The following is a 12,896-nucleotide window of genomic DNA, read 5'->3' as shown; positions in this document are numbered from 1 at the left end:
GACGAGATCGCCTACACGAAGTCGTCCGGCACCAACAGCGACGACACCCGCACCGAACGCGTGGTCAAGACCCACACCACCTACGAGCCGACCTATGGTCTGCCGGTGCTGGTGGAATCCCTCGGTGACACGGGCAAGACCGGCGACGAGTCCTGCACCAAGTCCGAGTACATCCACAACACCGCCAAGAACATCATCGGGCTCACCAAGCAGGTGCTGGAGTCCCCGACGACGTGCGCGGCCGCGGACTTCGCGGACCTCAGCACTCTCAGCAGTGGTACGCGGACCGCGTACGACGGCCAGGGTTACGGCGTGGCGCTCGCCGACACCACCAAGGGCGAGGCGTCCGAGTCCTGGTCGATCAACGGTGACGGCAACGGCTGGCAGTCCAATGGCACGACCGAGTTCGACGCCATCGGGCGGGTGACGCGGCAGACGGACACCGACCACAAGACGGCCGGCCTCATCACCTACGAGCCGGCCACCGGCCAGGTCTTCAAGGTCACCGAGACCAACGCGGTCGGTCACTCCGAGACCCGGGAGCTCGAGCCCGGTCGCGGCACCACGACCAAGACCACGGATGCCAACGGCCATGTCACGCAGGCCGAGTTCGATCCGCTGGGCCGGCTCGAGAAGGCCTGGGCGGCGGACCGCGCCCCATCTGACACCGTGGTGCCGGACTTCCGCGCCGTGTACACGGTGCCGCCGTACGTGGAGGGCGAGGACCGCAAGCCGTCCTACGTCACGACCTACACCCGCGGCTACAACGACAAGATCGACACCTCCGTCACCCTCTACGACGGCCTCGGCCGCGAACGGCAGACGCAGGAGCAGGCGGACGGCGGCGGCTGGCTGATCACCGACACGCTCTACAACAGCTCCGGTGAGGTCTGGCAGACCAACAACGCCTACCTGACCTACGAGGCCAAGCCCGGCGAGCTCTTCTCCCCGGAAGCCGACACCCAGGTCCCCAACATCACCCGCTACACCTACGACGGCTCAGGCCGCGTCCTCCAGGAGACCCCGGTCCTCAAGGTTGAGAACCCGGACACGCACGAGGTCTCCTCGCAGGAAGTGCCCGCACGGGCCACCAAGTACGAGTACGGCCTCGACTGGTCCAAGGTGGTCAACCCGCAGGGGGCGTCCTCCTACCAGGTCTTCACGGACGCGCTCGGCCGTACCTCCCGGGTGGACACCTTCAACCCGGCAGCGCCCGGCGGCTTCACGTCGATGAAGTACGAGTACGACCCTCGCGGCCAGCTCGTGAAGGCGTACAACACCCTCGACAAGAACCACCCGTGGACGTGGACCTACGACCACCGCGGCCGTCAGGACTCCGCGACGGACCCGGACTCGGGCACCACACGGACGACCTTCGACAGCCACGACCGGCCGCTGACGACCACCAACGCGCGTGGCTTCACCGTCTGGAACGGCTACGACCAGCTGTCGCGGCCCACGGAACAGCGCCTGAACAGCGAGTCGGGCACTCTGCTGACCAACTTCACCTACGACCTGGCGCCGGGCGGCAAGGGCATGCCCTACACCGCCACGCGCTACACCGACGGTGAGGCCTACACCCAGCAGGTCAACGGCTACACCAAGGACTACGCACCGACCTCCACCACGCTCACCCTGCCGGACAACCTGGCCACCACCTGGGGCCTGGACAAGTCCTACACGTACTCCTACAAGTACGCCGACAACGGCATGCTGGAGGAGTCGACCCTGCCCAAGGTCGGCAAGCTCGACTCCGAGAAGGTGGTCGTCCGCTACAACAAGGACGGCAAGCCGCTCTCCATCTCCGGCAAGGACTGGTACGGCTCGGAGACGGTCTACGACCCGTACGGCCAGGTGCTGCGCTCCACGCTCGGCGCCCAGCCGTACCGGGTCTGGACGCAGAACTCGTACGACGAGTCCAGCGGTGAGCTCAAGGACCAGCAGGTCTACCGCGAGAAGGGCGCCACCAACGGCGGCGACCAGTCCCTGGTCTCCGGCAACCTCGTCTCCAAGCGGTCGTACACCTACGACCCGTCCGGCAACGTCACCTCCATCACGGAGGGCGCGACCGGCATCGAGGAACGTCAGTGCTTCGCCTACGACCCGCTGGGTGAGCTGAAGACGGCATGGACGGCGAAGGACCTGACGTCCAAGCCCGACACCGCCTGCCGCTCGCCGAAGAACACCGACGGCACGCCCAATGTCGCCCCCGGTACCGACAAGTCCGGTTACTGGCAGGAGTACGAGTACGACCTGCTCGGCAACCGCACCAAGCTGACCGAGAAGGACCTCACCGGCAACACCGCCAAGGACGCCACCAGCACCTACGCCTACGGCAAGGCCGACGGCAGCCAGCCGCACACGCTGACCAAGGTGTCCAAGACCTACACCACGCCGGCCGGCGCGCAGGTCAAGGCCGAGGCGGAGCGTCTGTACGAGCTCACCGGCGAGACCAAGACCATCACCTCCCTCCAGAACGGCGACAAGCAGTCCCTGTCCTGGACCTACGACGGTCAGATCGACCGGATCACGGGTGCGGGCACCGGTGGCAAGACCCCGTATGTGGGTCTCGCCGACAAGTGCCTGGACCTGAAGAGCGGTCTCGCTGTGGCGGGTACGGCGATCCAGCTGTACGGCTGCAACAGCTCGCCCGCGCAGAACTGGCGCTTCAGCCAGACCCCGGGCGGTACCAACCCCGACCAGGGCACGCTGAACGTCTACGACAACTGGTGTGTCCAGCCCGTCGGCAACACCGCCGGGTCCGCGGTCCAGCTCCAGAAGTGTGACGGCTCGGCCGGCCAGGAGCTCAAGCGCAACGCGTCGGGTCAGCTGACCCACGTCGCTTCGGGTCTGTGTCTGTCGGTCCAGGGCGCCAACTCGGCCAACTCCACCCCGATCGTGCTCGCCACCTGTGACGGCACGAAGGCGGAGCAGCTGTGGGCGCCGCAGAACGACACCCGCTACATCTACGGCCCGGACGGCTCCCGCCTGCTGTCGATCAAGGGCAAGCAGGCCACGCTCAGCCTGGGCGAGGCCGAGGTAACCGTCCAGAAGGGTGGCGTGCTGGTCAACACCCAGCGCACCTACACCTCCCCGGGCGGCGCGGTCATGCGCTACGCCTACGGCAACGGCGGCGAGAGTCTGGTCGCCCTGACCGCTGATCACCAGGGGAGCACCTACGCAGAGGTCGCGCTGAGCGGCGGCATGTCGGTGCGGATCCGCAAGCAGGACCCGTTCGGCAACCAGCGCGGTACCGACACGGCCGGCATCAACGCCCAGAGCCACACCGGCTTCCTGGGAGCGACCAGGGACGACGCTTCCGGCTTCCAGCCGCTCGGCGCGCGTCTGTACGACCCGGTGGTGGGACGCTTCCTGTCCACCGACCCGGTGCTCAACCTGAACGATGTCCTGCAGTCCAACGGGTACGCCTACGCGCACAACAACCCGGCGACGATGTCCGACCCGTCGGGTCTGGCGATCTCGCTGTCCGCTTCCGAGCGGGCCGCGGCCCTCGCGGGCGCGGGTCTGTCCGCGGCGCAGGTCGCGCAGGCGCAGGCGATGCAGGGCAAGTCCCTCACCTCGGTCATCCTGGCCGTGGCGTGGGAGACGCTGAAGGACTTCATCGGCATCAACGACGCCATGGCGTGCTTCGGCGGCGACATGTGGTCCTGCATCAGCATCGCGGTCGACGCCATCCCGTGGACCAAGCTGGGCAAGATCCCGTCCGTCATCAAGGCCGTCAAGCGCACCATCAGCGCTGTCGAATCGTTCAAGGCGGCCAAGAAGGCCGCGGAGATCGTCCTGAAGGCGGCGAAGGCCGCCGAGGCGGCGGCTCTGAGAGCGAAGAAACTCGCGATCGAGAAGGCCAAGAAGGCAGCCGCGCAACGCGCCAAGAAGAAGGCTGCCGAAGCCGCGAAACGGACGACCGAGAAGGCCGTCAGCGTCACCAAGAAGACCGGCAACCCCGTCCAGAAGCAGGCGCAGGCCAAGGCGGCGCCGCACGCCTCGTCCCACAGCTCGGGCGGTGGCGGTGGCTCGAAGGGGAGTGGCTCGAAGGGAGGCGGTTCCTCGAAGGGCGGCGGCTCCAAGCCTGGTGGCTCAGCCGGTGGCTCGTCGCACAGCAACGGCGGATCCAGCGGTAGCGGTGGCTCGGGCAAGGTGCCCAGCTCCCGTGGTGAAGCCGGTGACAGGCCGCCGGTGGTCGAGGTGGACCGCGCACCGGCGAACTGGAACCAGGCGGAACGTCTGGAAGAGGTCTCGCAGCGAGTTCCGACGTTCGCAGCCTTCGCCTCCAGCGCCAGGACCAGGAGCCGCACGTACGTCGGTGCCATCAACACGCGCACCGGAGACACCGTGCTCGCTTCTTCCGGCGGTGGGTACTGCGCGGAGGGCAACGCGTTGCTCGCCCTGGGCGGCAACGTGGACGAAGTGATCTTCACGCATGCGTATACCTTGGAGCGTGACGCGCAGCGCAACTGGCAGGCTGTCCTGAAACCGGTGTGCGTCAACTGCCAGGTGGACTATCCCAACCTCGGCAACTTCGTGCCCGGGATCACCGCCGAACCGGGTGGCGCGTGGGGAAGGTAGACGTAGTGACTCTCTTCGAGATCGAACTCCAGAAGTTCGACTGGGAGCAGATGGAGTGCGGCTGTGGTGAGAGCGCCGCGCATCTTCCGGCCAGGATCAGGGAGCTGATCACCCTCGAGGAGGGACACGGTCGGGGCGAGGCGTTCATCACCGCACTGCACGACCATGTGATGACTCCGGCCGACGGTCTGCTGCCGGTGTCCGCCGCCTTCGTCCCGGTGGCCTGTGCCGCCCTGACGGGGACGCTGTCCGAACCCGCCCGACGGGAGACGCTCGGCTGGATCCTGCGGATCCTCGGGCCCGCCGTCGACTCGGACAGCGCCGTGGCCGAGGCCTGCGTGACAGCGGCGCGGCAGGGGCTGTGGGTTCTGTATGCCGAAGTGATGCAGGGTGAGTCGGAGGCAGGCGCTGCCTATGCCTTCGAAGCGCTGATGCTGATCGAGGAGGACCTGGACCGGCTCCGCGCCGTGCAGTCCGCTGCGGGGGACCGTCTCCCGTGGGACCTGAAGGCGGAGGAGATCTGACGGCGGCGCCGCCGCACTGAAAGAGGGTGCCGGCACCGGAGAAATCCGGTGCCGGCACCCTCTTTTCTGCGCTGTTGCCCGCCCGGTCGAAGGAACGGGCCGGGCCACGGGCGGCCGGTGGCACACCGCCACCGGCCCCGGTGCCTCAGAGCCGCTCAGGCGTCCTGATCCCCAGCAGTGCCATGCCCTGGTGCAGGGTCTTCGCCGTCACGTCGCACAGGAACAGGCGGTTCTCGACCTGGGCCGGGGTGTCCGCCTTCAGGACCGGGCACTTGTCGTAGAACGTCGTGTAGAGCGACGCCAGCTGGTACAGGTACGCCGTCATCTTGTGCGGGGCGTACTCCGCCGCCGCCTCCGCGACGATCTCCGCGAACGCGTCCACGTGCAGGCCCAGCGCGCGCTCCGCCGCGTGCAGCTCCAGCTCCGGGTGGGCCGACGGGCGGACCTCGCCGGCCTTGCGCAGGATGGACTGGATACGGGCGTAGGCGTACTGGAGGTAGACGCTGGTGTCGCCGTTCAGCGAGACCATCTGGTCCAGGTCGAACTTGTAGTCCCGGTTCGCCGACGTCGACAGGTCCGCGTACTTCACCGCGCCGATGCCCACCTGGGCGCCCCGCTCGGCGATCTCCTCCTCGGACAGGTCCTGCGCCTTCTCCCGGACGACGGCCGACGCGCGGTCGATCGCCTCGTCGAGGAGGTCGACCAGCCGGACCGTCTCGCCCTCACGCGTCTTGAACGGCTTGCCGTCCTTGCCGAGGACCGTGCCGAACGCCAGCTGGTGGGCCTTCACGTCGTCGTTCAGCCAGCCGGCCTTGCGCGCGGTCTCGAAGACCATCTTGAAGTGCAGGGACTGGCGGGCGTCGACCACGTAGAGCAGGGTGTTCGCCTTCAGGTTGAAGACGCGGTCGCGGATCGCGGAGAGGTCGGTGGCCGCGTAGCCGAAGCCGCCGTCGGACTTCTGCACGATCAGCGGGACCGGGTTGCCGTCCGGGCCCTTGATGTCGTCGAAGAACACGCACAGGGCGCCCTCGGAGCGGACGGCTACGCCCGACTCCTCCAGCAGGCGGCAGGTCTCCGCGAGCATGTCGTTGTAGCCGGACTCGCCGACGATGTCGGGGTCGCGGACCTCCATGTCCAGCTTCTCGAAGACGGAGAAGAAGTAGATCTTCGACTCGTCCACGAACTTCTGCCACATGGCCAGCGTGTGCGGGTCACCGGCCTGCAGGTCCACCACCCGGCGACGGGCGCGGGTCTTGAACTCCTCGTCGGAGTCGAACTTCCGGCGCGCGGCCTTGTAGAGGCGGTCCAGGTTGGACATCGCCTCCTCGCCGCTCACCTCGGCGCCGCTGTGGTCCAGCTCGTGCGGGTGCTCGTCCAGGTACTGGATGAGCATGCCGAACTGCGTGCCCCAGTCGCCGATGTGGTGCCGGCGCACCACGTTCTCGCCGGTGAACTCCAGCAGCTGCACCACCGAGTCACCGATCACCGCGGACCGCAGATGACCGACGTGCATCTCCTTCGCCACGTTCGGCTGCGCGTAGTCGACGACCGTGGTGCCCGGCTGCTCGGCCCGCGGCACGCCGAGGCGGCCGTCGGTGTCGGCGGCGCGCGCGGCGAGGTTCTCGGTGATCGCCCGGTCGGTGATCGTGACGTTGAGGAAGCCGGGGCCGGAGACCTCGATGTCCTGGATCAGGTCACCGGTGGTCACCTGCGCGACGACCTGTGTGGCCAGCTCCCGCGGGTTGGCCTTGGCCTTCTTCGCCAGCGCGAGGATGCCGTTGGCCTGGTAGTCCGCCCGGTCGCTTCGTCGCAGCAGCGGGTCGGCGCCGGCGGCCTCGGGAAGGGCAGCCGACAGCGCGGACGCGAGGCGCTGGTGGACGGAAGCGGTGAGGGACGTGACCGAGGCCATAGGAATGGGTGCCGTTCTCCTCGTGGGGTGTGTGGACACGGCCAGTATCCCATGGGGGGTAAAACCGTTTTCCGGGCTCGCGCGGCCGCCCCCGGTCCTCACGCCCGCCGACGGGCCCGCCTGCGCCGGATCAGCGCGCCGGCGGTGACCGCGACCGCCGCGCCCGCCGCCGCGGCGGTGACGACGCGCCACGGCCCGGGTGCGGACCTTGCCGGGGGCGGGTCGGCGATGACGAAGTCGATGCTGTCCGCGTTGTTCGACGTGTCCGGGTCGTCCGGGAGGCCCTTGACCGAGGCGGGAGCCTCGTAGGTCGTGCCGGTCGCCTTGCGGGGGAAGCGCCATCCCACGGGGAGGGTGACGCTTTCCCCGGGGGCCAGATCGAACAGCAGGCACATCACCACGCCCGGGTCGGTCCAGCACTGGTGGGCGACGTCCTCGTACGGGCCGCCCGGCCAGTGGTCCCCCATGACGGTCATCGTCAGTTCCAACTGGGTGGCCGTGGCCGGACCGTGGTTGGTCACCACCAGGGGCGTCTCCACGCGCTCGCCGGGAGCGACCGGCCCGGAGGGCTTCCGCCACGCGAGGCGGAGGTCGGCGGACCCATCGGCGGTGACGGTGTCCGCCGCCTGTGCCACGGGCGCGGCCAGCAGTGCGAGGGTGGCCGCGCCCGCGGCCCATCGGTACTCCACCGGCTCAGTGCTCCCGGCGGCGCGTCCGCCGTGCCAGGGCGAGCGCGCCACCCGCGACGGTGAGCGCCGCGGCCGTCGCCCCGACCGCGGTCAGCGGGCCGGTGCCGGTCGCGGCGAGCCGGCCGTCGCCGCCCTGCGGGGTCGCGCCGGTGGCGGGTGCCGTGGCGGGTGCCGTGGTAGAGGAGGCCGGCGTGGGCGTCGGCGCCGCCGTCGGCTTCGAGGTCGGCGTCGAGGTCGGCGTCGCCGTCGGCTTCGAGGTCGGCGTCGGCTTCGGCGTCGGCTTGGATCCCTTGGCGATGGTGAAGACCAGAGTCTGCTTGTCGTTCGCCGGGTTCTCGTCGAGCGGGCTGCTCTGGTACAGGAAGGCGGGCACGCTGTACGTCGTGCCGGCGGCCTTCTGCGGGAAGTCCCAGGCGAACGGGAACGTCACGCTCTCGCCGGGGGCCAGATCGCGGAAGACGTCGCAGATCAGCACGCCCGGGTCCCACCAGCAGCCTTTGTCATAGCTGCCGTCCTTGGGCCCGTAGTCCCAGCCCGTCTGGAACTCCACCGCTTCGAGCTTGACCGGGCCGGGCCCGTGGTTGGTCACCACGGCCTCCGTCTTCACGTCCTCGCCCGGCTTCACCGAGACCTTCGGCTGCTTCCACGCGAAGCCCAGGTCCGCGGGCTGCCTGATCTCGAGCTGTCCGGTCTGCGTGTTGTTCACGGGCTTCGCGTCGACGGCGTCACCGATGTCCGCGGTGGTCGTGAAGGTCAGGCTCGTGCCCGGCGCGACGTCCTTGCCGACCCGCACGGTCACGTACGCGGACACCAGACGGGTGCTCCCGTCCTTGTTCGCGCAGGTCACACTGCGGCCGTCGGCGGACGGCGTGCAGACGGCGGAGGCGCCGTCGTCGCTGGTGCCCTGGTACGTCACGCCCTCGGGCAGGGTCAGAGTGACAGAGAGGTGATCCACCTTGCCCGACACCGTCTCGACGATCGGGCGTATGCCGAGCTTGTGGCCCGGAGCGGTGAACGGCGTGTCCAGATACTGCCGGGCCTCGACGTCGACCGGTCCGGCTGCGGGCGTTGCGGGCGCCGCCTGCGCCGCGGTCGCGGAAGCGGCCAGCAGTGCCAGCGCGGCCGCGCTCAGGGTGGTGGACAGGCGTACCCGACGTCGGTGCATGTGTCGTCCTTGTCTCTGATCGGGTGATCGGAACTGACGGCGGGCAGGGCTCAGTGCGAGCCGTGCTCCCGGCGGCGGCCGCGTGCCGTCAGCACCAGCGCGCCGCCGGCCACCGCCAGTGCCGCCGCCGCACCGGCGAACGGGAGCACGGACGCGCCGGTCGCGGCGAGCCGGCCGCTGCCGCCCTGCGGGGTGACGTCGGCGCCCGTGCCGGTCACGGGTGCCGTCGTGGAAGTGGTCGGCGCCGGCGCCGCGGTCGGCTTCGCCGTCGGCGTGGGCGTCGGCGTGGCGGTCGGCTTCGGTGTCGGCTTCGGTGTCGGCTTGGACGGCTTGCCGATCGTGATGACGAGGTCGGCCCTGTCGTTCGCCGGGTCCGGGTCGAGAACGTCCGGGAAGGCGAGCGAGCCCGCCATCGTGTACGTGGTGCCGGCCGCCTTCCGCGGGAATGTCCACGCGAAGTCGTAGGAGATGCTTTCGCCCGGAGCCAGCTTCCGCCAGACGTCGCAGATCAGCTCGCCCGGGTCGGCCCAGCAGCCCGGGTCGTCGGGCTTCGAGGTGCCGTCCCAGTAGTCGAAGCCCAGCCAGAACCGCACGGCATTGAGCTGCGCGGGCTTCGAGCCGTGGTTGGTCACGACGAACCGGGCTGCCACCCGCTCACCGGGTTTCACCGACGCCTTCGCCGGCTTCCAGGCGACGCCGATGTCCTCGCTCACCGCCACCTGCACGGACGCCGTCGCCGTGTTGTCCTCCGGCTTGGTGTCGACCGCGTCGCCGATGACCGCCTTCGCCGTGATCGGCAGGGTGGTGCCCGGGGCCACGTCCCGGTCCACCTGGACGGTCAGGTTCTCCCACACGTGTTCGTGCGGGGCGTCCAGCGAGCGGCAGGTGATCGTGCGCCCGTCCGCGGACGGGGTGCAGCGCGTGTACTCCATGTCGTCGTGTGCCGAGGGACGGTCGTACGTCAGGCCGGCCGGGAGCGTGATCACCGTCGCCAGCTCCGGGACCGTGCCCGTGACCACGTCCGTCGTCAGGTTCAGCTGGAAGGAGCGGCCGGGGGCCAGGGTCGCGGGTTCCGGCCGCAGAGACGTCCGTACGTCCGCCTCCGTAGGTGCGGCGGGCGCAGCAGGCGCCGCCGGTTGCGTCGGCGCCGCGTGCGCCGCCGGTGCCGCCAGGGCACCCAGCAGGAGCGCGGCGGCCGCTGCCCCCGTCGTCCGTGCCCGTCTGCCGCCACTTCGCATGTCGCCCACCCCTTCGCCGGCCGGTTCGTCGAGCAGTTGGACCAGCGGGTGACGGGAACGGTTGTGCCAAGGATGGGGGAAGTCGTTTTCCCGGTTGGGGCCGGGCCTGGGACAATGGGGGCGCGCGGCCGAGCGACCGTCCCGGCCGCCGGCTGAGAACTCCGTTTCGAGAACTTCAGAGAAGTCTGAGAACTCCAGAAAAAGAGGACGTGCCGATCGTGGCTCAGAGCGCCGAGACCACCGACTGGGTCTCCCGTTTCGCGGATGAGGTCATCGAGGAGTCGGAGCGTCGGGCCCCGGGCAAACCGGTCGTCGTCGCCTCCGGACTCTCTCCCTCCGGCCCCATCCACCTGGGCAACCTGCGCGAGGTCATGACCCCGCACCTGGTCGCCGACGAGATCCGCCGCCGCGGGTACCAGGTGCGCCACCTGATCTCCTGGGACGACTACGACCGCTACCGCAAGGTCCCGGCCGGCATCGACGGGATCGACGAGTCGTGGGCCGAGCACATCGGCAAGCCGCTGACCTCCGTGCCCGCCCCGAAGGGCTCGCCCCACCCGAACTGGGCCGAGCACTTCAAGGCGGCCATGATCGAGTCGCTCGCCCAGCTCGGCGTCGAGTTCGACGGGATCAGCCAGACCGAGCAGTACACCTCCGGGGTGTACCGCGAGCAGATCCTGCACGCCATGAAGCACCGGCAGGACATCGACGCCGTCCTCGCCCAGTACCGCACCAAGCCCAAGCCGGCCGACCAGAAGAAGCAGCAGGCCAAGCAGAAGCCGGTCGACGAGGCCGAACTGGAGGCCGCCGAGGGCTCCGGCGCAGCGGAGGAGGACGACGGCTCGTCCGGCTCCGCCGGGTACTTCCCGTACAAGCCGTACTGCGGCAACTGCGAGAAGGACCTCACCACCGTCACCGCCTACGACGACGACTCCACCGAGCTGACGTACTCCTGCACGGCGTGCGGCTTCTCCGAGACCGTCCGGCTCAGCGAGTTCAACCGCGGCAAGCTGGTCTGGAAGGTCGACTGGCCGATGCGCTGGGCCTACGAGGGCGTGATCTTCGAGCCGAGCGGCGTCGACCACTCCTCGCCCGGCTCGTCCTTCCAGGTCGGCGGCCAGATCGTCGGGATCTTCGGCGGCAAGCAGCCCATCGGCCCCATGTACGCCTTCGTCGGCATCTCCGGCATGGCCAAGATGTCGTCCTCGCGCGGTGGCGTGCCCACACCGGCGGACGCGCTGAAGATCATGGAGCCGCAGCTGCTGCGCTGGCTGTACGCCCGCCGCCGGCCCAACCAGTCCTTCAAGATCGCCTTCGACCAGGAGATCCAGCGGCTCTACGACGAGTGGGACCGCCTCGACGCCAAGGTCGCCGACGGCTCGGCCCTCCCCGCCGACGTCGCCGCGCACTCCCGCGCGGTGCGCACCGCCGCCGGTGAGCTGCCGAAGACGGCCCGCCCGCTGCCGTACCGCACGCTGGCCTCCGTCGCCGACATCACCGCCGGCCACGAGGACCAGGCACTGCGCATCCTCAGCGAGCTGGACCCGTCCAGCCCGCTGGCCTCCCTGGACGAGGCACGGCCCCGGTACGACAAGGCCGAGACGTGGATCAACACCCACGTCCCCGCCGACCAGCGCACCATCGTGCGCGAGGAGCCCGACGCCGAGTTGCTGAAGTCGCTCGACGACGCCGGCCGCGAGTCCCTGCGGCTGCTGCTCGACGGGCTCGCCGAGCACTGGTCGCTCGACGGGCTGACCCACCTCGTCTACGGCGTGCCCAAGGTTCAGGCCGGGTTCTCCGCGGACGCCACGCCCAAGGAGCTGCCGCCGGAGATCAAGACCGCCCAGCGGTCGTTCTTCGCGCTGCTCTACCACCTGCTCGTCGGCCGTGACACCGGTCCGCGTCTGCCCACGCTGCTGCTCGCGGTGGGTCAGGAGCGGGTGCGGCGGCTGCTCGGCGCGTGAGCGGTGAGCGGTAAGCCCTGAGCGGTCACGGAAAAGGGGCTCTCCTCGCGGAGGGCCCCTTTTCCCGTGTCCACGCCTGCTCACCGCCTACGCGATGTGGTCCTCCTGGAGTTCCGCCGAGTGACGGCCGGCGAAGCGGTTGACCATCCGCTCGGCCTCACCCTTGGACAGCGTCCGGCCGAACGTCGCCTCCACGTCCTCCCGGAACTGGGCGGGGGTCGGGTAGCTGCCGTCGATCGACTTGCGGAAGACCAGGTAGAAGTCCTCCTCCGTCGGCTCCGGTTCCGGGATGCCGCCGCCGTCGCCCAGCTCACGGGTGCGGTTCGGGCCGACCGGGATGGGGAAGCTGCCGGTCTCCTCCTCGGAGGGTTCGTCGGCGGGCGGCTCCTCCTGGTACTGGTCCTGGTACTGCTCGGCTTCCTGCTGCTCGGCGTACCACTGCGCGTACTGCTCGGCCGGGTCGTAGTTGGGGTCGTAGCCGCCGTGGTACTCGATCTCGCGGGGGTTGTGGAACCACGGGCTCTCGTCGGGGACGGCTTCGCCGGCCTGCTGCCCGGCCTCGTCGCCGGCCGGATCGGGGCGCTCGGCGTGCGGTGCCCTCTGCTGCGGGACAGGAGCCGCCCCGGCGGTACGACCGCGCGCGGCCGCCTCGGGGGAGGACGCCGACCCGGCCGTGGGAGCCGCGTCCAGGGCCGGCTTCGGGGCCGCCGGTATCAACGCCGGCTCGATGCCGGCTGCCGCGAGGCCGGCGGGGGCGGTTTCGGAGAGGGGGACGCCGTAGCGGGCGAGGCGCAGTGGCATCAGGGATTCCACGGGGGCC

Annotated in this window: 7 protein-coding genes and 1 pseudogene; 3 read left to right on the top strand and 5 right to left on the bottom strand. The window is 69.9% G+C overall.

Features of this window, described 5'->3' with window-relative positions; all coding sequences use genetic code 11:
• On the top strand, positions 1-4,587 hold a 4,587-nt coding region (locus ACZ67Q_RS39225; protein WP_471192382.1), incomplete at its 5' end, for a ricin-type beta-trefoil lectin domain protein.
• Between the two features lie 5 nt (positions 4,588-4,592).
• A complete protein-coding gene (locus ACZ67Q_RS39220; RefSeq protein WP_471192380.1) occupies positions 4,593-5,111 on the top strand; it encodes a hypothetical protein in 519 nt (172 codons plus the stop codon).
• 145 nt (positions 5,112-5,256) lie between these two features.
• Here the strand turns inward: ACZ67Q_RS39220 and argS are convergent, their stop codons facing one another.
• From argS to ACZ67Q_RS39200, 4 genes are all read right to left on the bottom strand, one after another.
• Positions 5,257-7,020 (bottom strand): arginine--tRNA ligase, encoded by a 1,764-nt coding sequence (argS, locus tag ACZ67Q_RS39215; RefSeq protein ID WP_471192377.1) that lies wholly within the window; start codon positions 7,018-7,020, stop codon positions 5,257-5,259.
• Between the two features lie 98 nt (positions 7,021-7,118).
• Positions 7,119-7,709, bottom strand: coding sequence for a hypothetical protein (locus tag ACZ67Q_RS39210; protein ID WP_471192374.1), 591 nt, complete (start codon positions 7,707-7,709; stop codon positions 7,119-7,121).
• A 4-nt stretch (positions 7,710-7,713) separates the two neighbouring features.
• The gene (locus ACZ67Q_RS39205) at positions 7,714-8,874 is read right to left on the bottom strand and encodes a hypothetical protein (protein ID WP_471192371.1); all 1,161 of its coding nucleotides are present in this window, start codon (positions 8,872-8,874) and stop codon (positions 7,714-7,716) included.
• Positions 8,875-8,924: 50 nt separating this feature from the next.
• Entirely contained in the window at positions 8,925-10,112 is a 1,188-nt protein-coding gene (locus tag ACZ67Q_RS39200) for a COG1470 family protein (protein WP_471192368.1), read from the bottom strand.
• 209 nt (positions 10,113-10,321) lie between these two features.
• Between ACZ67Q_RS39200 and lysS the strand changes: the two genes are divergently transcribed.
• The gene (gene lysS, locus ACZ67Q_RS39195) at positions 10,322-12,076 is read left to right on the top strand and encodes a lysine--tRNA ligase (protein WP_471192365.1); all 1,755 of its coding nucleotides are present in this window, start codon (positions 10,322-10,324) and stop codon (positions 12,074-12,076) included.
• An 87-nt stretch (positions 12,077-12,163) separates the two neighbouring features.
• Here the strand turns inward: lysS and ACZ67Q_RS39190 are convergent.
• A pseudogene (locus ACZ67Q_RS39190) lies at positions 12,164-12,896 on the bottom strand (DUF2637 domain-containing protein); the annotation flags it as partial.

Source organism: Streptomyces sp. NPDC036813 (genome assembly GCF_055609245.1).
This window is presented reverse-complemented; position numbering and strand designations above follow the sequence as displayed.